The sequence below is a fragment of the Acinetobacter sp. 789_lipA genome, from assembly GCF_058242845.1.
Genome location: NZ_JBZAYS010000001.1, coordinates 1,710,318 through 1,732,934, shown reverse-complemented (window position 1 = coordinate 1,732,934; position 22,617 = coordinate 1,710,318). Strand labels below are relative to the sequence as shown.

General features: G+C 42.2%; 16 protein-coding genes, 2 pseudogenes and 1 other annotated feature. Of the genes and pseudogenes, 3 read left to right on the top strand and 15 right to left on the bottom strand.

Annotated elements, in window-relative coordinates; genetic code table 11:
* Positions 1-29: 29 nt before the first annotated feature.
* Both ypfJ and AC4CUZ_RS08330 read right to left on the bottom strand, forming a co-directional pair.
* Entirely contained in the window at positions 30-935 is a 906-nt protein-coding gene (gene ypfJ, locus AC4CUZ_RS08335) for a KPN_02809 family neutral zinc metallopeptidase (protein WP_058870080.1), read from the bottom strand.
* Positions 936-976: 41 nt separating this feature from the next.
* Positions 977-1,903, bottom strand: coding sequence for a DUF808 domain-containing protein (locus AC4CUZ_RS08330; RefSeq protein WP_176538115.1), 927 nt, complete (start codon positions 1,901-1,903; stop codon positions 977-979).
* Between the two features lie 197 nt (positions 1,904-2,100).
* Between AC4CUZ_RS08330 and trpS the strand changes: the two genes are divergently transcribed.
* Positions 2,101-3,114 carry a tryptophan--tRNA ligase gene (gene trpS / locus AC4CUZ_RS08325; RefSeq protein ID WP_004695576.1) on the top strand — a complete coding sequence of 338 codons (1,014 nt, stop codon included), beginning with the start codon at positions 2,101-2,103 and terminating at the stop codon, positions 3,112-3,114.
* Between the two features lie 588 nt (positions 3,115-3,702).
* Here the strand turns inward: trpS and AC4CUZ_RS08320 are convergent.
* The 3 genes and pseudogenes from AC4CUZ_RS08320 to AC4CUZ_RS08310 form a co-directional block, all read right to left on the bottom strand.
* Positions 3,703-4,188 (bottom strand): annotated as a pseudogene (locus AC4CUZ_RS08320) (IS3 family transposase); the annotation flags it as partial.
* A gap of 79 nt (positions 4,189-4,267) precedes the next feature.
* The gene (ltrA, locus tag AC4CUZ_RS08315; RefSeq protein ID WP_004826931.1) at positions 4,268-5,509 is read right to left on the bottom strand and encodes a group II intron reverse transcriptase/maturase; all 1,242 of its coding nucleotides are present in this window, start codon (positions 5,507-5,509) and stop codon (positions 4,268-4,270) included.
* A 504-nt stretch (positions 5,510-6,013) separates the two neighbouring features.
* Positions 6,014-6,756 (bottom strand): annotated as a pseudogene (locus AC4CUZ_RS08310) (IS3 family transposase); the annotation flags it as partial.
* Positions 6,365-6,481: a sequence feature (AL1L pseudoknot), on the bottom strand. (Overlaps the previous pseudogene by 117 nt.)
* 54 nt (positions 6,757-6,810) lie before the next feature.
* On the opposite strand from AC4CUZ_RS08310, the gene AC4CUZ_RS08305 reads away from it, so the two are divergent.
* Positions 6,811-7,365 (top strand): YqiJ family protein, encoded by a 555-nt coding sequence (locus tag AC4CUZ_RS08305; RefSeq protein WP_490747477.1) that lies wholly within the window; start codon positions 6,811-6,813, stop codon positions 7,363-7,365.
* Positions 7,366-7,410: 45 nt separating this feature from the next.
* Positions 7,411-9,123: a flotillin family protein gene (locus tag AC4CUZ_RS08300; protein WP_419380848.1), complete on the top strand. Its 1,713-nt coding sequence runs from the start codon at positions 7,411-7,413 to the stop codon at positions 9,121-9,123.
* Positions 9,124-9,422: 299 nt separating this feature from the next.
* Here AC4CUZ_RS08300 and AC4CUZ_RS08295 read toward each other — a convergent pair whose 3' ends face one another.
* From AC4CUZ_RS08295 to sdhC, 10 genes are all read right to left on the bottom strand, one after another.
* Positions 9,423-9,797, bottom strand: a complete 375-nt coding sequence (locus AC4CUZ_RS08295) for a hypothetical protein (RefSeq protein WP_227518508.1) — start codon at positions 9,795-9,797, stop codon at positions 9,423-9,425.
* A 368-nt stretch (positions 9,798-10,165) separates the two neighbouring features.
* On the bottom strand, positions 10,166-11,056 hold the full coding sequence (sucD, locus tag AC4CUZ_RS08290; RefSeq protein ID WP_004982733.1) for a succinate--CoA ligase subunit alpha: 891 nt from the start codon (positions 11,054-11,056) through the stop codon (positions 10,166-10,168).
* Between the two features lie 11 nt (positions 11,057-11,067).
* On the bottom strand, positions 11,068-12,234 hold the full coding sequence (gene sucC / locus AC4CUZ_RS08285) for an ADP-forming succinate--CoA ligase subunit beta (protein ID WP_419380846.1): 1,167 nt from the start codon (positions 12,232-12,234) through the stop codon (positions 11,068-11,070).
* Positions 12,235-12,406: 172 nt separating this feature from the next.
* Positions 12,407-13,840 (bottom strand): dihydrolipoyl dehydrogenase, encoded by a 1,434-nt coding sequence (gene lpdA, locus AC4CUZ_RS08280; protein WP_419380845.1) that lies wholly within the window; start codon positions 13,838-13,840, stop codon positions 12,407-12,409.
* Between the two features lie 59 nt (positions 13,841-13,899).
* A complete protein-coding gene (gene odhB, locus AC4CUZ_RS08275) occupies positions 13,900-15,114 on the bottom strand; it encodes a 2-oxoglutarate dehydrogenase complex dihydrolipoyllysine-residue succinyltransferase (protein WP_004695562.1) in 1,215 nt (404 codons plus the stop codon).
* 16 nt (positions 15,115-15,130) lie between these two features.
* Positions 15,131-17,953, bottom strand: coding sequence for a 2-oxoglutarate dehydrogenase E1 component (locus AC4CUZ_RS08270; protein WP_062034018.1), 2,823 nt, complete (start codon positions 17,951-17,953; stop codon positions 15,131-15,133).
* 804 nt (positions 17,954-18,757) lie between these two features.
* The gene (locus AC4CUZ_RS08265; protein WP_004982744.1) at positions 18,758-19,468 is read right to left on the bottom strand and encodes a succinate dehydrogenase iron-sulfur subunit; all 711 of its coding nucleotides are present in this window, start codon (positions 19,466-19,468) and stop codon (positions 18,758-18,760) included.
* 14 nt (positions 19,469-19,482) lie between these two features.
* A complete protein-coding gene (locus AC4CUZ_RS08260; protein WP_004695556.1) occupies positions 19,483-21,381 on the bottom strand; it encodes an FAD-binding protein in 1,899 nt (632 codons plus the stop codon).
* Between the two features lie 12 nt (positions 21,382-21,393).
* Entirely contained in the window at positions 21,394-21,759 is a 366-nt protein-coding gene (gene sdhD, locus AC4CUZ_RS08255; RefSeq protein WP_004695554.1) for a succinate dehydrogenase, hydrophobic membrane anchor protein, read from the bottom strand.
* Entirely contained in the window at positions 21,759-22,157 is a 399-nt protein-coding gene (sdhC, locus tag AC4CUZ_RS08250; protein ID WP_005400408.1) for a succinate dehydrogenase, cytochrome b556 subunit, read from the bottom strand. The genes sdhD and sdhC overlap by 1 nt, the downstream gene beginning before the upstream one ends.
* Between the last annotated feature and the right edge of the window lie 460 nt (positions 22,158-22,617).

Sequence of the window (22,617 nt, the reverse complement as noted above, 5' to 3'; positions counted from 1 at the left end):
AGGCGATCAATCGCCTCTTTTTTTATGGCTTAAATGGCTTGGTTAAAGGTATCACAACTTTCAACTTGACCCGACTTAAAGCCAGTGCCAAACCAAGTCATACGCTGTTGACTGGTTCCATGGGTAAAGCTATCAGGGACCACTTGCCCTGTTGCCCGCTTTTGTAGGTAATCATCACCAATCTTATGTGCCGCATCCATCGCCTCTTCAACATCGCCTTGCTCTAAGAACTGAGTTCGTTGATTGTTATGATGCGCCCATACTCCTGCTAAACAGTCAGCCTGTAACTCTTGGCGTACCGATAAAGCATTGCCTTGCGCTTTTGAGCCCTGTGCACGAGCTTTTTGTACTTGTTCAGAAATACCTAAAATGGTCTGAATATGATGTCCAACCTCATGTGCCACCACATAAGCCTGAGCAAAGTCACCTGCTTGATCTTGGCGCGCCAACTCCGTTTGGTTTTGCTCACCGCCAATACCCATTTGAGTCCGCATGTCTTTAAAGAAAGCGGTGTCGATATACACCTTCTGATCTGCTGGACAGTAAAACGGCCCCATTGCAGACTGAGCAGTACCACAACCCGAATTGATCACTCCTGAAAACATCACCAGCTTCGGTGGAACATATTGTTGTCCCAATTGCTGTTGAAAAATTTGACCCCATGTGTCTTCAGTGTCGGCCAGTACAGTACCGACAAAGTCCATCGCTTCCTGCTGATCAGGCGTTGGGTTATCCAAACCTTGGGTTTCTGCCGCTCCAGTTTGTGCGGTCACTTGTTTAGTGGCTTGGTAGGCTTGCTGCGGATCCACTCCTAGAAATTTCCATGCCACAAAGGCCACGATCAGCCCTAAAATACTGATGCCACCCGCCTTGACACCGCCACCACCACGACGATCCTCGACATTGCTACTGACACGACGTCCCTTCCAACGCATAGCACTCTTCCTTCTTCTAATACATGCTGACCCGATCCAGTTTATGCCTTTTTTGAGCTCGGCCAAACTTTTTTAATCAAGCTCACAATAGCCAATACAATCAAACCAGCCACAAAACCAATCACTAAGTTAATCAGTGTTGGGGTTAATGCCCCCACAATGCTTCCCACAGTTGGAATATGTTCAGCATAATCCACTGAACCTTCAGTTAAATGATGCAATAAAGGCACGCCGTGGGAAATAATGCCACCACCCACTAAAAACATCGCGATAGTGCCCACGATGGTTAAGGTCTTCATTAGTTTTGGTGCAAAAGCCAATAAACCACGGCCAATAGTTTGCTTAAATGAAGAGGCTTGCTGAGTTAGATACAGCCCTAAATCATCAATTTTGACAATCATCGCCACAAAACCATACACACCGACGGTCATTAAAATGGCAATTACAGACAACACCATAACTTTGGTTGAAAAAGTTGCAGCAGCCACAGTCCCCAGTGAAATCACTACAATTTCTGCCGACAAAATAAAGTCGGTACGAATCGCCCCTTTGACCTTATCTTTTTCAAAAGTCGCCATATCCGTTTCAATCGCAGTTAATTCTTGGCTGGCTTCCTCTTCGGTTTTGGCTTTTTTGTGATGCAAACTATGCAGGACTTTTTCTACCCCTTCATAACATAGAAATAAACCACCAATCATTAACAGTGGCGTGATCAGCCATGGTGCAACCACACTAATCAACAGCGCCGCAGGGACTAAAATCAATTTATTAACAAAAGAGCCTTTTGCCACAGCCCAAACCACAGGCAGCTCACGGTCAGTACGAACTCCACTGACCTGCTGTGCATTAAGTGCTAAATCATCGCCCAAAACACCCGCCGTTTTTTTTGCTGCCATTTTACTCATGACCGCAACGTCATCTAATATCGTGGCAATATCATCTAGTAATATTAATAAGCTACTCGCCATTTATTTTTATCCATCTTGAGAATTCTGACATTTTAATCTGTGATCTAAGCTTTTGAATATTTGTTTTTTGAAATTTAACTGATTTTATAATTTTTTCACTGCAGTTTTTTTAAGACTGACATTGAAAAAGATTATGCCGTACAATGTCTGCATTCTTTGAAAATAGCATGTCGCTACGACGACTTTGGAAATAGATAATGAGTAATCAAGACAACCGTCCTGTTATTTTGACAGGCGACCGTCCAACGGGACAACTTCATTTAGGGCACTTTGTCGGATCTTTACGTTCACGTGTGGGTTTGCAGGATTCACACCATCAGCATTTATTATTGGCCGATGCGCAAGCCTTTACTGACAATGCAGATAACTTTGAAAAAGTTCGCCGCAATATTCTTGAAGTTGCCACAGATTACTTAGCAGTCGGGATCGACCCAACCAAAACCACCATTTGCGTGCAGTCGAGCTTACCGGCGCTGAATGAACTCACCATGTTGTATCTCAACTTTGTGACCGTATCTCGTTTAGAACGTAACCCGACGATCAAGTCTGAAATTCAGATGCGTGGTTTCGAACGAGATATTCCAGCTGGTTTTTTATGCTACCCAGTTGCACAAGCAGCAGATATCACCGCATTTAAAGCAACGGTTGTACCTGTGGGTGAAGACCAGATTCCAATGATCGAACAGACCAATGAAATCGTACGCCGCTTAAACCGTCAGATTGGTCAGGAATTACTGCCTGAATGTAAGGCTCTGCTTTCCAATATGAGCCGTTTACCCGGCTTTGATGGTAAAGCCAAAATGTCGAAATCTTTAGGCAATACCATTGTGTTGGACGCAACAGATAAAGACATTAAAAAAGCTGTGAATGCGATGTACACCGACCCGAACCACCTGCGTGTTGAAGACCCAGGTCAGGTTGAAGGTAATATCGTATTTACGTATTTAGATGCGTTTGATCCAAACAAAGAAGAAGTTGAAGAACTGAAAGCACATTACCGCCGTGGTGGTTTGGGCGATGGTACGGTGAAAAAACGTCTTGAAGGCGTATTGAAAGAGCTGATCACGCCTATTCGTGAACGTCGTATGGAACTTGCGAAAGATCCTGATTACATCATGGATATTTTGAAGACTGGTACAGACAAATGTCGTGACATCACTCAACAGACTCTAGATGAAGTTAAGTCGGGTTTAGGAGTGTTTCATTTCTAATCCGTTCTTAAACTAATCCGCTTCTTTAAAGCCTTTCTCACTGAGAAAGGCTTTTTTAATCGCGAAATAAACACAAATAAGCTACATGCATCTCAAAAACTGACATTTAGTGTCGTTTGTTAACCTAAATTTACAGTACTTAACGTGAATACTCATGAAATAACAACGCGCAGCCCTTATGATGAGTTCATAGCTTAGATTAACCCTGAGATATAACATTTCTCCTTTTTACCGAAACTGTGTAACAACAGATTCGTAGTTCTACGCAATGAATACCCCAATCATTGCGTATTTTTTTGTCTAAAATTTATCAAATCACAATTAAACTGCTCTCTCCTTACGTGCCAACAAACTTAGACATTCTTTTTTTTGAATGCTATGCTAAAGCCCAATTTCAATACAATTCTTTTTAAAAATTTACACTTAACTGATAACAGCATAAAAATAGAGAACCTTTAGAATGTGGGAATTATTTACTCACCCATCCAATTTAATTTTTAGTATTTGCCTCAGTCTGATGTTTTTATTGGGACTGCTCGAATTGATTTTTGAACCGTACCGGGTTTGTCGGAGACTTTTTTATTTAAGTTAGGCCACCTGACCTAACGGGTTAATCTTATCATAGTACATTGCTTCAAACTCAAAAGGCGATACATAACCCAGTGCACTGTGTACACGCTTTTTATTGAACCAATCTACCCAGTTTAGTGTCGCAAGTTGTACATCTGCTAAACCTTGCCAATCTGCTTTTAAATATTCAATCACCTCTGTTTTGTATAAGCCATTCACCGTTTCAGCCAAAGCATTATCGTATGAATCACCAGTTGTACCGACTGATGCTCGTAAATTTGCAGCTTCTAAACGATTGGTATAGCGAATAGAAAGATATTGAACACCTCTATCGGAATGATGAATCACATTCTTAGGCATACCTCGATCGTGCAATGCTTGCTCCAATGCATCGAGCACCATATCTGTATTCATCCGTGTAGATACTTTCCATCCAACAATTGCTCGTGAGAACACATCAATAACAAATGCGGTATATACCCAGCCTGAATGAGTTTGAATATACGGGTGAGTAGACCAAGGGAATTTCACCCTTAGCCCCTCGCAGAACCGGACATGAACCTCTCAGCTCATCCGGCTCCCATTATCCAACCGATGGTAAACATCCCATTTTCCAGTGCACAAAGGCATTTGGAAAATCACGCGCAAGTCGCCCTAAGGCATATCTAGCCCGTCTTTTATGACGGGCCAAGTTTTTATACTTACGCCTCATCCAGCGTATAAGATAAGCATTCATGTGTTGCCAGATCGCTGACATTGCTGAACCATGGAATCGACCATAGTATTGCTGCCAACCTTGAAGAATTGGATTGAATATTGCAGATAAATCACTTAATTCGCGATTACACATCAGATGTAGATGCCATTTCCGAATAGTCTGTCGCATTGCTTTAAGTGCATCACGACTGACTGCAGGAGAGAAATTTACATAAACTCTTTTATACTTGTCCACAGCCTTACGGGGCCTAAACGTGTACCCGAGAAAAGTAAATTGAACATCGGGATATGCTTTACGACGATTAATATCTTGGCAATAAACAATCTTTGTCTTGTCTGGATGCAATTCGAGACCACATTCACGAAATCGTGCATCGATCTTTTGTAAAACAAGTTTGGCTTGAGATAAACTCCGACAATGAATTACGCCATCATCTGCATAACGGCAGAACCGTACACTTTGAAGATGTTTCGTAATCCACATATCAAAAGCATAATGCATAAATAAATTCGCCAATAAAGGACTCACAACACCACCTTGTGGTGTGCCGCGATTCCTTTCTAAAAGATGGCCATTTATGTGTTGCATTGGTGCTTTTAACCAACGTTGCACATATAAAAGAATCCATGGAATTTCACAGTGTTTCTTGAGTGCACGCATGAGTAAATCATGGTCGATGTTATCAAAGAGACCTTTGATATCAAATTCCACAACCCAGTCATAATCCCAACTTCGTCTCCTCACTATCGCAATTGCATCATGGGCAGAACGCCCCGGACGATATCCATATGAGTTTGGATGAAATAATGGATCAATTTTCGGCTCTAATAAGAGCTTAACTGCTGTTTGCGCGACTCGATCTGCAACTGTTGGAATACCTAGTATACGCACGCCACCTGACTTCTTTGGAATCGGAACAGCCTTAACTGGCGGTGGAAAATAACTGCCAGAACAAAGTCGATTCCATAGTTTGTATAGGTTGTTCTTTAAATGCTTTTCGAATTGCTCAATAGATTCATGATCAACGCCTGGAGCGCCACCATTCTCTTTGACTTTTTTAAATGCCTCCCAGATTAACGCTTTAGGAATATTAAATGGTTTGGTCATAAAGTTTTGCTCCTCCTGCTTGCACAGTTGACAAATCCGTAGACCTGGATAATGCAACCCCTTCGCTCCATTACCATTACAGTAACTTCAACACTACTACGAGTTGCTCCGCCCCTTGGTGACGCATTGCTATTATCAGCCTTGCCTTTTGAGCTTGTGCCTTTCGCTTGACATCGCCACCGAAGGTTCCCGCAGTTCAACGTAAGAGCCTGAATTAGGATCGCGCTGCCTCTACGCCGGACACCGAATGGCCCGTAAGCAGGTAACGGCCAAACTAATCGCGGGGTAACTTCCATCCCCGGTTTTGATGTCATTTGAGTACTTTCGACACTTGAACGGCAGTTCACTGTTGTTCGCCTTCCTAATTCTTACCTGACATCTCTACGATGCCTTTTCCATAACGCTCACGACCGGGACTTTTGATCCAAGCCGCTTATGGTGGTTTGCTACCTGCTCCTGCAAGCCGATAGCGAGGGGCCATACCCTCATCTCTTACGCCGCTTGCTGCGGCACACTAAAGTCACCCACCCATAGTTGGTTTGGATGATCAGCATTAAAATTACGTTTCACTAAATCATCTGCCCGTTTTTGGTCATCTCGGTTACGGGTGGTTTGTTTATTCTTACCACGCCAAACACCTTGTATACCTAGCTTTTGCATCAATCGAGCAACTGTACAACGTGCAATAACATAACCCTCACGTTTTAATTTTTGCCAGACTTTACGTACACCATATCGACCTGAACTTTCCTTCCAAATTCGTTTAATTTGTTCAGCATGATGCTCATCATGTAGATCTCGTTTCGCTCGATGTTCTGGATTGTCAGCGAGATCTAAAGTTCGGTAATAGGTTGAAGCTGCGATCGGTAAAATCCTACAAATCGCATCAACACCATATAAGTCTTTATTGTTATGGATGAAATCCACCATTATTTGTGTGGGCGGTCGAGCTCCGCCTGGGCGAAAAAAGCGGCTGCTTTACGTAGAATTTCATTGGCACGCTTTAATTCTTTAATTTCACGTTCCATTTGCTTCATTTTTTCTTGATCAGATATCTGTTGTACTTTAATAGGATTTTGCTGATCTAAATGCTTTTGATGCCAGGCACGAAGTGTTTCAGGAGTACAACCAATCTTAGGCGCAATTGCTGTGATTGCAGCCCAAGTAGAAGGATAATCTTTTTCAGATTCAATCAATAATTGAACCGCTCTTTCTCTGATTTCAGGGGTATATTTTAATTTTGTCATCGCGATAGTCTCTCAGAATATTGACTCTCCGACAAACCCGGTACGGTTCATTTATTGGTGTTAGGCGGCGGCTCACAAGGCCTACTTGACCAATTCCTACCTGATGACCTAGGCAGTACTAAAGACGTCGACATTGCACTAGATGCCGATCAAGGTTGGCTCAATGCCCTGCTGGATTGGTTGTTTATCGGCCGTGTTCCTCTTTTAGTTTGGCTGATTATCTTCCTCACTCTATATAGCTTAAGTGGCTTTATTCTACAGTCCATTCTTCAAACTTGGACCGGGAGCTATTGGAGTGCATGGATCATGGCACCTCTTTGCCTCGTACTTTCAATGCCTATGATTCGTTACAGCGCCATGCTGATTGCTAAAATTTTGCCACAAGATGAAACCACAGCAATTTACAGTGAAGAGCTGATTGGACGAACAGCACTGATTATTTTAGGTGAAGCTAAAGTCAACTCACCTGCTCAAGCACGGGTTCAAGATCAGTTTGGGCAAACACATTATGTACTGGTTGAACCTGAAACAGACCTTCATTTTTCTCAAGGTCAAGAAGTCATCTTGACTCAAAAAACCAAGATTGGCTTTAAAGCCATTTCACTTTAATTCTTTCATTTTCTACTTATAACTTTAAATAAAATCGGGATCTTTATGCTCAGCAACAACTTCTATAACATTCTTATTCTTGCAGGGATTATCTTTGCAGCTCTCGTCATTATCGGCATTATTATTGCCCGTCTGTACCGTCGTTCAAGCAAAGAAATCTCTTTCGTACGTACCGGTTTTGGCGGCGAAAAAGTAATTTTAGGTGGAGGTGCAATTGTACTGCCTGTGTTACATGAAATTATTCCTGTCAACATGAACACACTACGTTTAGAGGTTCGCCGTGCTGATGATCAAGCGCTCATTACCCGTGACCGTATGCGCGTCGATGTCATGGCTGAGTTCTATGTCCGTGTGAAGCCGCTAGCAGAATCAATTGCAGTTGCCGCGCAGACTTTGGGACAAAAAACCATGTCTCCAAATGAGTTGAAGAACCTTGTGGAAGGTAAATTTGTCGATTCCTTACGTGCAGTAGCAGCTGAAATGGCGATGGAAGAGTTGCATGAAAAACGTGTGGATTTCGTGCAAAAAGTACAACAAGTGGTGTCCGAAGACTTACATAAAAATGGTCTAGAACTAGAAACTGTGTCATTAACAGGTTTAGACCAAACAGGTTTTAAATACTTTAACCCTCAGAATGCATTCGATGCCGAAGGTTTAACTAAGCTGACTGAAACAATTGAAGACCGCCGTCGTAAACGCAATCACATTGAACAAGATGCTGACCTTGCCATTAAGACTAAAAACTTAGAAGCTGAACAAGCTCGCCTACAAATCATCCGCGAAGAAGAATACGCCAAACTACAGCAAGAGCGTGAAATTGCAATTCGCCGTGCAGAACAATTGGCTGAAATTGCCTCACAAGAAGCCGAGAAAAAACGTGAAGCAGAAGAAGTACGTATTGCAGCTGAGCGTGAAGTCGAGTTAAAGCGTATTGGTGCAGCACGTGATGTAGAAAGTCAAAATATTCAAAAATCACAAATTATTGAACAAGCGCAGGTTGAGCAAAAGAAAACCATCGAACTGGCAGAACAATCACGTGCCATTGCGATTGCTGAAAAGTCGCGTGAAGAGTCTGAAGCCAAAGCTTCTGCTGACCGTGCCCGCGCTGAAGCGGTTAAAGCTGAAGAAGAAGTGATTACCGTACGTGAAACCCAGCGTGCTGAGCGTCAAAAAGCTGTTGAATTGGTTGCAGCGAAGCAAGCTGCAGAAAAAGATGCTATTGCGATTACGGTGGCAGCTGAAGCAGGTAAACAAGCTGCTGCCGATGATGCCGAAGCTGTTCGTATTGCTGCGGAAGCTCAAGCCGAACAAGCTCGCTTAAAGGCCAAAGGTGAAGCGGATGCCAAAATACTGTTGGCTCAAGCAATGGAAAAACAATACCAAGTCGATGCAGATGGTACACGTGCCGTGAATGAGGCCAACAACGTCTTATCTCCTGAGCAAGTTGAAATGCAAATTCGCCTAGCATTGTTAAAATACTTACCTGAAATCATTCGTGAAAGTGTTAAGCCGATGGAAAACATTGATGACATCAAAATTCTACAGGTTAACGGTTTAGGTAATGTCGGCTCAGCCACAACTGGAGGTGATGGTGCGGAATCTTCACAAGTTGCTTTGTCTGATCAAGTGGTGAATAGTGCGCTACGCTATCGTACCCAAGCACCATTAATTGATAGCTTGATGAATGAACTGGGAATTCAAGGCGGCGACATCAATGGTTTAACCCAAAGCTTAAAACCGCAAAGCAAAGCTCAATAGTAGTTAGACTTACAAGCAAAAAACGCGACGATCTGTCGCGTTTTTTATCATCTACTTTAATATTCAACTTTCAATAAAATACACATTTAAGCTGTTAAAACGATAGACCCTCTAATTCACTCAGCATAGTAAGCCTATCATCTATTATAAAAATTTAAGTTATTTTAGCTTGGTAATCGATTAGCCTACCATCAGAAAAGTCCAAAAGTAATGTAAACATCCTAGACTCTACAATTGAGTGAAAACATTCTAAACCATATGGCTACAACCTTTTTTACAAATAAACTGAGTTGAACCATTTAGTGCAAACGCACCCAAAAGAAACGGATCAATTGCCCACGATCATAAGGAAAATTTGAAAGGTACTCATATCCAACTTTATTTCGTTTGTTGATTTTAATTTCAATACCATACCCAAATGAAATACTGAGTGCATCCAAATCTGAACTATCAAACTCCCCTGTCCCCAATTTATGGCTTAAACCATCCGAGTTGTAGGCCGAGTAGTTAAATACGCGAATATATTCATTCTCATAAAAATCATTATTGATCAATGTATAATCGTTTTCTTCTTCATTATGTTGTGCAGCTAACTGCTGATAATAGTGGAAAATATCATCACTCAAAGACTCAGCTAAGTAGACGTCTTCATTTTCAGCATAAGCACTATTCATTGCTAGCCCGAACAAGAATAAGCAGCGACAAAACAATAAATGAATAGGCTTCAACATCTGCAATACTATGTCTTCAAAAGAATTATTTTAATTATGAATATAGCATAGTCCGCTATAGAAACAGTGTACACTAAATATTTATCGATTCTCAGATTATTAGGTGCATAGTAAATCTTGCTCTAATTTAACCATTTTGTCTTTTGTTCAATATGGCTTTTTCTATGTGGCTGAATATAATTTTCAACTGGGATTAAGTTACTCTAAACCCTTATATTATTTTTTATATTAGAGCAAACCAATATGCTCTCCACAAAAAAGCCGCATGTGCAATTAAGACATACGGCTTTTTCTTTTAAAATATAAAAGGCTTAAACTAAACCTTTATCCTTTAAAAGTTGGAACATGGTTGAACCGAGTTCTGCTGGGCTACGCGTATAGGCCATCCCCGCTTTTTCAAATGCTGCAAACTTTTCTTCCGCAGTACCTTTACCACCAGAAATAATCGCTCCCGCATGCCCCATACGCTTGCCTTTCGGTGCTGTTACACCGGCAATATAACCCACCACAGGTTTAGTCACATGTGATTGAATATATTCCGCTGCTTCTTCTTCAGCCGTACCACCAATCTCACCAATCATGATAATCGCTTCAGTTTGCGGATCTTCTTGGAACAGTTTCAAACAATCAATTTGGTTCATGCCCGGAATTGGATCACCACCAATACCAATACAGGTAGATTGTCCTAAGCCCAGTTTCGTCGTTTGAGCAACAGCCTCATAAGTCAACGTGCCTGAACGCGAGATAATACCAATTTTACCCGGTTGGTGAATATGACCCGGCATAATCCCGATCTTACATTCACCCGGGGTAATAATACCCGGACAGTTTGGACCAATCAGACGTGTACCATTGCCATTGGTTTCAAGATAACGCTTAGCTTTGAGCATGTCTAAAGTTGGCACGCCTTCTGTGATGACCACAATCAGTCCAACACCTGAGTCCACTGCTTCAATAATTGAATCTAATACAAACGGTGCTGGTACATAAATCACAGTCGCATCTGCGCCTGTACCTGCGACTGCATCTTTCATGGTGTTAAATACAGGTAAATCAAGGTGGGTTGTGCCACCTTTACCAGGAGTTACCCCGCCAACGACTTTAGTTCCATAATCTAGTGCTTGTGCTGAGTGGAATGTGCCGTTTTTACCTGTAAAACCTTGTACCAATACTTTGGTGTCTTTATTAATTAATACGCTCATATTGATACTCCTTACGCTTTTACTGCAGCAACAATTTTTTCTGCGGCATCCGATAAGCCATTTGCAGAAATAAGTTTTAAACCTGATTCATCAAGTAATTTGGCACCCAATTCAGCATTGTTCCCTTCTAAACGAACAACCACAGGTACGGTCACATTTACTTCTTGAACCGCTGCAATAATTGCTTCAGCAATCATGTCACAACGTACAATTCCACCGAAGATATTAATCAATACCCCTTGTACAGAGGTATCTGCTAGAATAATTTTAAACGCTTCAATCACACGGTCTTTGGTTGCACCACCACCCACATCAAGGAAATTCGCAGGTTGGCCACCATACAGTTTAATAATATCCATGGTAGCCATTGCAAGGCCTGCACCATTGACCATACAGCCAATGTTGCCTTCAAGCGCGACGTAGTTGAGGTCAAATTCAGACGCTTTTAACTCACGTTCATTTTCCTGTGACTTATCGCGCAGCGCAGCAATTTCTGGTAAACGATACAGCGCGTTGGAGTCGATCCCCACTTTGGCATCGACACATAGGATGTCACCATTTTCACGCACAGATAGTGGATTGATCTCAAATAAAGCAAAGTCATTTTCAATGAACGCCTGATACGCAGCAGACATGACTTTCACAAATTGATTCACTTGACCATCTTTAAGGTTCAACTTAAATGCAACTTCACGTGCTTGGAATGGCAATAAGCCAACCAAAGGATCGACTTCAACTTTAATAATTTTTTCAGGGGTTTCTTCAGCAACCTTTTCAATTTCGACGCCACCTTCGGTCGAAGCCATAAAGGTCACACGACGGCTTGAGCGGTCAACCACTGCACCTAAATACAGTTCACGCTCTACAGGATAAACATCTTCCGCGACAAGTACGCTATTTACAGGCTGGCCATGGCTATCAGTTTGATAGGTTACAAGGTTGGTCCCGATGATACTTTTTGCATATTCAGCAGCTTCCGTTGCTGACTTTACAACTTTTACGCCACCCGCCTTACCACGACCACCCGCATGCACTTGGGCTTTCATTACAGCAAATTTTCCGCCTATTTGTTCAAAGGCTTTTACTGCTTCTTCTGGACTGGTGGCAAGTACGCCCTCTTGGACAGGCATACCATATTTTTTTAATAGCGCTTTAGCTTGATATTCATGTAAATTCATCGACTAACCTTTTTATTACTGCTTATTTACTTTTTGTTGCACCGAAACTGTTTACTATCACAGTAACCATTTTGGATTTTTAAAACTTCTTGTCTTTATTTTTAGATGATTCTTCACGAGAAGACAACACCTGAAACAAAAAAGAGCGACCGTAGTCGCTCTTTTCGTTGTCTTATTTGCGTTTACGCTGAATTGCGTGAATCGCACGACCATCCACTGCAAGTGCTGCTTCATGAACCACTTCTGAGAATGTTGGGTGACCAAAAGTCATCAACTGTAGATCTTCAACCGAAGATACAAACTCAAGCGCAATCATACCTTGGTGTACGATATCAGACGCAGCAGGTCCAATCACGTGCATACCAAGTAAACGATCTGTTTTCGCATCAGCAACAAACTTCACGAAACCAGCATTTTCACCAGCAGCCATTGCACGGCCGTTTGCAGCGAAACCGAATTGACCTGTTTTAACTTCATGGCCTTTTTCTTTGGCTTGCTCTTCAGTTAAACCTACCCACGCCGCTTCTGGATGTGTGTAAATCACAGAAATGATCGTGTCATAGTTCACTTGAGCTGCATGACCGTGAATACGTTCAACAGCCATTACGCCTTCTTCCATTGCTTTATGTGCAAGCATTGGACCACGTACTAAGTCACCAATTGCATATACACCGTCAACAGAAGTCGCACACCAATCATTCACTTCAACTAAACCACGTTCAGTGAGTTTGATACCACAGTCATCTGCCAATAAGCCTTCAGCATACGCACGACGGCCTACACAAACGATCAACTTATCAAACGCTTGAGTTTTTTCTTCGCCGCCTTGAGTATATTTAACAGTGACTTCAGAACCATTAACTTCTGTGCCAGCAACTTTAGCACCAACACGGATATCAAGACCTTGTTTCGTCAAAAGTTTTTGGTAGTCTTTCGCCAAGGCTTTATCAGCCATTGGTAAGAATGTGTCCATTGCTTCAAATACAACAACTTCAGCACCTAGACGACGCCATACTGAACCAAGCTCTAGACCGATTACGCCCGCACCAATGACACCTAAACGCTTAGGTACTTCTTGGAATTCTAGTGCGCCTGTAGAGTCAACAATAATGTCTTGATCTACTGGAGCTACAGGAATGTTCACAGGAACAGAACCCGTTGCAAGAATCACATATTTAGGCTCTAAAATTTGAGTTTCACCTTCGTGAGATACAAATTCTACTTTTTTACCTGCAAGTAATTTACCTGTACCTTTTAACCACTCAATACCGTTACCTTTTAAAAGGCCATCAATACCCATGGTCAGTTGGTCAACAATTTTGTCTTTACGTGCAAGGAGTTTAGACAAATCAAAGTTCACTTCACCTGTTGTAATACCGTGATCAGCTAAGTGATGCACTGTATCTTCATAACGGTGAGAAGAATCAAGCAATGCTTTAGACGGAATACAACCCACGTTTAAGCACGTCCCACCTAATGATGGTTTGCCTTTGTGAATACGTTTTTCGATACAAGCAACTTTAAAACCAAGCTGCGCTGCACGAATTGCTGCTTCGTAACCACCTGGGCCACCGCCAATTACAACAAGATCAAATTGTTGAGACATTTTTATCTCCAAAAATGGGCTTAGAGGATCGCTCTAAGCCCATGTTTTATTCTTTAGAATTAAAGGTCAAGGATCAATTTAGCTGGTTCTTCTAACAATTCTTTGATTGTTACCAAGAAACCAACTGCTTCTTTACCATCGATTAGACGGTGGTCATAAGAAAGCGCTAAATACATCATCGGTAAGATTTCTACTTGACCGTTTACAGCCATTGGACGCTCTTGGATTTTATGCATACCCAAAATCGCAGTTTGTGGTGTATTCAAGATCGGAGTCGACAATAATGAACCGAAAGTACCACCGTTGGTGATTGTGAACGTACCGCCAGTCATGTCTTCGATGCCCAATTTGCCATCACGTGCTTTGTAAGCAAAGTCACGGATACCATTTTCAACTTCAGCATAGTTCATGCGGTCTGTATCACGAAGCACAGGTACAACTAGACCACGCTCAGAAGATACTGCTACACCGATGTCATAATAACCGTGGTAAACAATGTCATCACCATCAATTGAAGCGTTAACTGCTGGGTAGCGTTTAAGCGCTTCAGTTGCAGCTTTAACAAAGAAAGACATAAAGCCAAGACGCGCACCATGACGCTTCTCAAATGCGTCTTTGTATTGTGCACGCATTTCCATGATTGGCTTCATGTTTACTTCGTTAAACGTCGTCAACATTGCAGTTTCTTGAGTTGCAGCAAGCAGACGCTCAGCAACACGCTTACGAAGACGTGTCATAGGAACACGCTTCTCAACACGCTCCCCCACAGCAACACTTAATGGTGCTGCAGCTGGAGCTGCTGGTTTAGTTTGGTGATTTGCCACATCTTCTTTCGTAATACGGCCACCACGGCCTGTACCCGCAACATCAGCAGCTGGAATGCCAGACTCAGTCAATGCTTTACGCACAGCAGGCGCTTGATCAGCAACTTGAGCACGTTCAACGACTGGTGCAGCACCCGCTTCAGTTTGAACAACCGCTTGTTCTACTTTCGCTTCAGACTGAACTGCTTCAGTTTGCGCAGCGCCAGATACAGCACCTTCTTCAAACTGTGCAATCACTTCATTTGAAAGAACAGTATCACCTTCACCTTTAATGATCGATGCAATTGTACCGTCAGCAGGAGCAACAACTTCTAAAACAACTTTATCTGTTTCAATATCACAGATCACTTCATCACGTGATACTGCTTCACCTGGTTGTTTGTGCCAAGTTGCGATTGTTCCATCCGCAACTGACTCAGGGAATACCGGTGCTTTAATTTCGGTTGCCATTACTAAGAATCTCCTGTTATTCAGCTACGATCGCTAAAGCGTCATTTACGAGCTGAGCTTGTTGTTTTGCATGCAAATATGGTGAACCACAAGCCGGTGCAGCAGAAGCTTCACGACCTGCATAACTGATACGTACTGGTTTAGCCGACTTCATTACATCATCATATAGACGAGGAGCAATAAATAACCAAGCGCCTTGGTTCTTCGGCTCTTCTTGCGTCCAAACAATGTCTTTTACGTTTGGATATTGAGCAAGAACTTCAGCAATACGTTGTTCAGGGTATGGATACAATTGTTCAATACGAACGATTGCAGTGTTATTCAACTCTTGCTCACGACGTTTCTCAAGCAAGTCATAGTAAACCTTACCACCACAAAGCACTAAACGTGTTACGTCTGCTTTGTTGATGTTGTCGATTTCATCAATCACAGTTTGGAATGTACCGTTTGCAAGTTCACTTAAAGTAGACGTTGCAAGCTTGTGACGAAGTAAAGACTTCGGTGACATGATGATCATTGGCTTACGAATTGGGCGAATCGCTTGACGACGTAAAGCATGGAAAATCTGTGCAGGCGTAGTCGGTGTCATCACTTGCATGTTGTCTTCAGCACATAACTGTAAGAAACGCTCTAAACGTGCAGATGAGTGCTCTGGACCTTGACCTTCAAAACCATGAGGAAGAAGTAAGGTTAAACCACACACACGCTCCCACTTGGTTTCACCTGATGCGATGAACTGATCGATTACCACCTGTGCACAGTTTGCGAAGTCACCAAATTGTGCTTCCCAAATGATCAAACTCTTAGGCAGAGTCGTTGCATAACCATACTCAAAACCTAACACCGCCATTTCAGACAATAATGAGTCGTAGATCGCTGTACGTGGTTGATTTTCTTTGATATGGCAAAGCGGAATATACGTTGAACCATCCACTTGGTTATGCAGTTTTGCATGACGGTGTGAGAAGGTACCACGACCTACATCTTCACCAGTCAAACGAACCAAATAGCCATCATCTAAAATAGATGCATAAGCCAGAGTTTCCGCAGCGCCCCAGTTCAATGGAATTTCGCCAGTTTGCATTTTTAAGCGATCATCAATCACTTTTGCAACTTGACGCTGCATCACGAAGCCTTCAGGAAGCTCGCGCATTTTGCGACCTAGTTCTTTTAGGCGATCTTCAGAACATGTGGTATCCCATACGTCTGTATAGTCATGCCCTAAGTACGGTGCCCAATCTACAAACATTTTTGTATTTGGTTCAAGTACCAATGCATTTGCAACGTGCTTACCTGCTTCTAAATCAGCACGGTAGTCTTCAACCATTTGATCTGCTTTAGCACGGTCTAATACGCTTTCTTGAACCAATTGGTCTGCATACAGCGCACGCGTTGTCGTTTTCTTATTGATGACTTGATACATCATTGGCTGAGTTGCAGCTGGCTCGTCCGCTTCGTTGTGACCACGGCGGCGGTAACAGAACATGTCAATCACAACGTCTTTACGGAAAGTATGACGGAAGTCATGTGCCAATTGCGCAACAAACAATACTGATTCAGGATCATCACCGTTCACATGGAAAATCGGTGCTTGGATCATTTTCGCGATGTCCGTACAGTATTCTGTAGAACGCGCATCACGTGGATCAGATGTTGTGAAACCAACTTGGTTATTCACCACAATGTGAACCGTACCACCCACTGTATAGCCACGTGTTTGTGACATTTGGAAGGTTTCTTGGTTAACACCTTGACCTGCAAATGCAGCATCACCGTGAACAATTACTGGCAATACATCATCGCCACCAATATCTTTACGACGTACTTGACGTGCACGTACTGAACCTTCAACCACAGGGCCGACGATTTCTAAGTGTGATGGGTTAAACGCCAATGCCAAGTGAACTTCGCCACCTTGAGTCATTACGTTTGAAGAGAAACCTTGGTGGTACTTAACATCACCAGAACCTTTTTTATGTAAGCTCTTACCTTCGAACTCACCAAATAGGTCTGCTGGGTTTTTACCCATGATGTTTACAAGAAGGTTCAAACGACCACGGTGTGGCATACCAATGACCACTTCTTTACAACCTACAGAACCTGCACGCTGAATTAAAGCATCAACCATTGGAATGAAAGATTCACCACCTTCCACGCCGAAACGTTTTGCACCAACGTATTTATTACCTAGGAATTTTTCTAGGCCTTCAGCCGCAGTCAAACGCTCTAATACGTGTTTTTTCTGTTCTGCAGTGAAGTTGAATTGACCACGTGCACCTTCAAGGCGTTGTTGAATCCAACGTTTTTCTTTGGTATCAACAATGTGCATGTATTCTGCACCAATTGAAGCACAGTACGTTGCTTCCATGGCTTGAACCATTTCACCTAGAGTTGCTTCATCTTTACCAATCAAAAGATTACCTGTATTGAATACAGTGTCGAAATCAGATTGGGTTAAGCCATGTGCAGCAAGGTCAAGATCCGGCACGATTTCACGTTTTGCCAAACCTAAAGGATCAAGCTTCGCTTTTTGGTGACCGCGGTTACGGTACGCTGCGATCAGTTGTAGTACGCCAATTTGACGACGCTCATGTTCTGTACTAACAGAACTCTGTACCACTGCTTGAACACGACTTGAATTACGACCTAGTAATAAGAATTGCTCACGTACATTGCTGTGTGGTTGATCACCTTTCGGGTATTTATCGAAGTATGCACGCCAGTCAGCTTCTACTGAGTCTGGTGCAGCCAAGTACTGCTCATAAAGTTCTTCAATATACGCTGCACTATCAGCGGAAAGTTCAGTGTCAAGACGCAATGCGTCAGCAACTTCTTGCATTTGTGGACCCATTTCCTATTGCAAAAACATTTCAGGATGCTTTTTAAGCGAACCCATGATTAGTAATGTCAAATTGGTAACATGACATTAGTCCCCATAAGGCGGATGCCATGAGGCGTTATCACTACATTAGAATTACCCAATGTGACAATGAATCATAACGCCCTCAGCGGCATCATCACTCATTCATACCCGGCCAAAACCGAGCAATTTTTTGCAAATCGACTTAGAAAAAATAAGGCGATGCATTATTTTTTCTAAAGCGACTAACCCTTCATTTATACTCGCTCTAATGCGGCTTAAATGTTGAATTAATGTACATATTTAGCGCGCATTTTTTAAATATAAACGTGCAAAAATTTTAACATACTCCCCATATTTCAATTGATTTTTTTGACACATACCTTTCATAAATTGGCGAAATACACATATCAAAATTTCATCTAATATATGGTGCTTTAAATAAAACCGAGTTTCAACGTAGACCAAAGTCTACTCCAAAAAACACATACGAAAAGAGAGCATCATCTTTCAATATGCCCTCCCCATCAACAACATCCATATTAACATCTTCATAACTTTTTTTGCAGACTCATACTTGCACTTATTTATGACATTTGTTTTAAATCGCCGCGCTTTTCACCAATCTGGTGCAATTTCCACAAAAGTCACCTATCACAAACAAAAATAGTGCCAAGCTCACGCTTTCACTCAACTTTATTTTTTATAACAAAAATCTAACTATAAAATAAAAAAGCACACCCCAAAGGTGTGCTTTTTCTAACTGATAAATCAGCCTACAGATTAACCCGCAGCATCTAAAAGCATATTACGGATGTGACCGATTGCTTTAGTTGGGTTCAAACCTTTAGGACACACTGATACACAGTTCATAATACCTTTACAACGGAATAGCGAGAATGGGTCGTCTAGACGAGCCAAACGCTCTTGAGTTGCTGTATCACGAGAGTCGATGATAAAACGGTATGCATTCAACAACGCTGAAGGACCCAAGAACTTGTCTGGGTTCCACCAGAATGATGGGCATGAAGTTGAACAACATGCACAAAGAATACATTCATATAAACCATCTAAGTGCTCACGCTCTTCAGGAGACTGTAAACGCTCTTTTGGTGGCGCAGGTTGGTTGTTGATCAAGAATGGATGAATTTTGTTGTACTGATCGTAGAACTGATTCATATCCACAACTAAATCTTTAACCACTGGCAAACCAGGTAAAGGACGAACTGTAATCACTTCTGGTAAGTCGTTTAGGTTCCAAAGACACGCTAAACCATTTTTACCATTGATGTTTACACCATCCGAACCACAAATACCTTCACGGCATGAGCGACGGAATGTTAATGATTCATCCTGTACTTTCAATGCAAGAAGCGCATCAAGCAACATACGGTGCTTATCAGTCAATTCTAACTTGAAAGTTTGCATGTACGGCGCTGCATCCTTATCAGGATCGTAGCGGTAGATATTAAATGTACGAGTACCTCTACTCATCTTACTTCTCCTAATTAGAATGTACGTGGTTTAGGTGGAATTGCAGCAACTGACAATGGCTTGTAACGCACTGGCTTGTACTCAAGACGGTTATCGCTAGAGAACCATAATGTGTGCTTCATCCACTCATCATCACGACGACCATATGGGTAAGCTGGGTGATCAGGCGACTCTTCAAAGTCTACAACCGTATGCGCACCACGGCACTCTTTACGAGCTGCTGCTGAAATCAATGTCGCTTTAGCCACTTCATACAAGTTTTCAACTTCTAAAGCTTCTACACGCGCTGTGTTAAATACTTTAGATTTGTCTTTCAAGTGAATGTTACGTACACGTGGTTCAATCGCAAGAATCTGCTTCACACCTTCTTCAAGAAGTGCAGTTGTACGGAATACACCAGCATGGTCTTGAACGATGTCACGGATTGCATCTGCAACTTCTTGCGCATTTTCACCTGTAGATGAGTCATCTAACTTACGGATACGTGCAACAGTTTGCTCAAGTACAGTCGTAGGAAGTGGTTGGTATTCATCACCGTGATGTTTAGTCACGTAGTCGATGATGTGCTCACCCGCAGCTTTACCAAATACAACCAAGTCAAGTAATGAGTTCGTACCTAAACGGTTTGCACCATGTACAGACACGCAAGAACATTCACCAATTGCATAGAAGCCTTTAACAGGTTTCGTAAAGTTACGATCGCCCGCATTAGTCGAATAGATATCGCTATCTTTGTCATAATGTGCTGCAAATGCTTCCGTTTCAGAACCTTCAGGCACAACCACTTGACCGTGGATATTCGTTGGAATACCACCCATTTGGTAGTGAATTGTTGGTACTACTGGAATTGGCTCTTTGGTGATGTCAACGTTCGCGAATTTCTTACCAATCTCAAATACAGATGGAAGACGTTTCATGATCGTTTCAGCACCCAAGTGCGTCATATCAAGCAAGATGTAGTCTTTCTTCGGACCACAACCACGACCTTCTTTAATTTCTTGGTCCATAGAACGTGATACGAAGTCACGTGGTGCCAAGTCTTTTAAAGTTGGTGCATAGCGTTCCATGAACGGCTCACCTGCATCGTTACGAAGGATTGCACCTTCACCACGACAACCTTCAGTTAACAATACACCTGCGCCAGCAACACCCGTTGGGTGGAACTGCCAGAATTCCATATCTTGCAATGGAATACCTGCACGCGCAGCCATACCAAGGCCGTCACCAGTGTTGATATAAGCATTGGTTGATGCACGGTAAACACGACCCGCACCGCCTGTAGCAAACAATGTCGCTTTGGCTTGGAATACTGCAATTTTACCCGTTTCTTGGTCAATTGCTGTTACACCAAGAACATCACCTGCTTCGTTACGAATCAGGTCAAGCGCGATCCATTCAACAAAGAATTGCGTACCCATTTTCACGTTGCTTTGATAAAGCGTGTGAAGAAGTGCGTGACCTGTACGGTCAGCAGCAGCACATGCACGTGGAACTGCTTTTTCACCGTAGTTTGCAGAGTGACCACCGAATGGACGTTGGTAAATCGTACCGTCTGCGTTACGGTCAAATGGCATACCCAAGTGTTCTAACTCATAAACCACTTGTGGCGCTTCACGCGTCATAAATTCGATCGCGTCTTGGTCGCCTAACCAGTCAGAACCTTTAACAGTGTCGTAGAAGTGGTAGTGCCAATTATCTTCTTGCATGTTACCAAGAGATGCACCAATACCACCCTGCGCTGCAACTGTGTGCGAACGAGTTGGGAATACTTTAGTTAAAACAGCAACTTTCAAACCAGCTTGAGCAAGTTGGTAAGACGCGCGCATACCTGAACCACCACCACCAACGATGACAGCATCGAAAGTTTCGTGTGGAATATTTGTGTAATCTTCTTTAGGGGTTATAGCGCCCATGATCTATTCCTATCAATTCGCCCAAAAAATCTGGATTGCCCAGATCGCATATGCAAATACAGCAATAATTACTGCTGAAGTCAGTACAAGGCGTAAACCTGAAGCTGAAGGACCCATTTGACGAGTAGTCACATAATCCGTGAATACCTGCCACATACCAATCCATGCATGTGCAACAAGAGATAAGACGGCCAATAAAGATAAAATCTTCATTGGAGCTGTCATCATAAAGCCGTACCACTGTTCATAGCTAAAACCGCCATTGCATAGGATCCAACCTAAAACAACAACTGTATAAACCGCTAATACGACAGCACTTACACGCTGGATAAACCAATCGCGAGAACCTGAACCCGTTAAACCAGTAGCACTTTTCATTAGATAACAATCCATACAAATGCCGCAACGATACCGATTGCAGACAAGATCAATGAAATAGTAGCTGCGATACGACCACTTTGCAGTTCTTCAGCAATACCGATATCTGCAAGTAAGTGCTTAACGCCCGCAATAAAGTGGAAAATTAAGCCGGCTACAAATACCCATACGACAAAACGCACAATGAAGCTATTAAAAATAGCCTGAACTTGAGCAAATCCTTCAGGCGAAGACAATGACTTGTCTAAGATCCATAGAAGTACCGGTACGAGTAAAAATACGATGACACCTGATAGACGGTGTAAGATTGATGCAATAGCCACAGGGGATTTTAAGTTTACTTCTAAAACTTGACCCATGGACAAATTGACAGGTCTGTTGCTTTTCACAGCGGGCATCCTGTAAGTAAAAACTCCATCCGGAGTTTGTTGGAATTAATTCGAAGGAAAGCTGGCATTGTTCAGCAGCTACTTTAAAACTCTAAATTAAATAGCGTTTGAACTTAAAACGACACTGAATTATAAGACGTGAACTATCAAAATACAAACAATGCCCTTGGCCTTTTTGCATAAAAATTCTTTAAATAAGAATCATTAACACATAGATAAATACCTTGCGCTACAATACTTTAGCTTCAAATCTCAGCTATATGGTTGGTTTTTATAAAATAAACACCAAATTCAAGCGCTAAAATTTATACAAAAACGGTAAAATTCGACTTTAGACTAAAGATGCACAAAAAAGTCTTGTTTTTAAAACTGGCTAATTTCACTGCTTTATTTTAATCATTTTTTTATTTATATATAAAATGTTCATTATTTTATTTTAACATAGTGGCATAAATATGCATGATGTTGG

What these genes read in the sequence shown, in the direction of transcription:
- sucD (WP_004982733.1), bottom strand. Translation starts at nt 11,056, where the DNA reads ATGAGCGTATTAATTAATAAAGACACCAAAGTATTGGTACAAGGTTTT.
- AC4CUZ_RS08265 (WP_004982744.1), bottom strand. Translation starts at nt 19,468, where the DNA reads ATGAGTAGAGGTACTCGTACATTTAATATCTACCGCTACGATCCTGAT.
- AC4CUZ_RS08300 (WP_419380848.1), top strand. Translation starts at nt 7,411, where the DNA reads ATGCTCAGCAACAACTTCTATAACATTCTTATTCTTGCAGGGATTATC.
- AC4CUZ_RS08270 (WP_062034018.1), bottom strand. Translation starts at nt 17,953, where the DNA reads ATGCAAGAAGTTGCTGACGCATTGCGTCTTGACACTGAACTTTCCGCT.
- sucC (WP_419380846.1), bottom strand. Translation starts at nt 12,234, where the DNA reads ATGAATTTACATGAATATCAAGCTAAAGCGCTATTAAAAAAATATGGT.
- AC4CUZ_RS08260 (WP_004695556.1), bottom strand. Translation starts at nt 21,381, where the DNA reads ATGGGCGCTATAACCCCTAAAGAAGATTACACAAATATTCCACACGAA.
- odhB (WP_004695562.1), bottom strand. Translation starts at nt 15,114, where the DNA reads ATGGCAACCGAAATTAAAGCACCGGTATTCCCTGAGTCAGTTGCGGAT.
- AC4CUZ_RS08330 (WP_176538115.1), bottom strand. Translation starts at nt 1,903, where the DNA reads ATGGCGAGTAGCTTATTAATATTACTAGATGATATTGCCACGATATTA.
- trpS (WP_004695576.1), top strand. Translation starts at nt 2,101, where the DNA reads ATGAGTAATCAAGACAACCGTCCTGTTATTTTGACAGGCGACCGTCCA.
- ypfJ (WP_058870080.1), bottom strand. Translation starts at nt 935, where the DNA reads ATGCGTTGGAAGGGACGTCGTGTCAGTAGCAATGTCGAGGATCGTCGT.
- sdhD (WP_004695554.1), bottom strand. Translation starts at nt 21,759, where the DNA reads ATGAAAAGTGCTACTGGTTTAACGGGTTCAGGTTCTCGCGATTGGTTT.
- sdhC (WP_005400408.1), bottom strand. Translation starts at nt 22,157, where the DNA reads ATGCCCGCTGTGAAAAGCAACAGACCTGTCAATTTGTCCATGGGTCAA.
- AC4CUZ_RS08295 (WP_227518508.1), bottom strand. Translation starts at nt 9,797, where the DNA reads ATGAATAGTGCTTATGCTGAAAATGAAGACGTCTACTTAGCTGAGTCT.
- lpdA (WP_419380845.1), bottom strand. Translation starts at nt 13,840, where the DNA reads ATGTCTCAACAATTTGATCTTGTTGTAATTGGCGGTGGCCCAGGTGGT.
- ltrA (WP_004826931.1), bottom strand. Translation starts at nt 5,509, where the DNA reads ATGACCAAACCATTTAATATTCCTAAAGCGTTAATCTGGGAGGCATTT.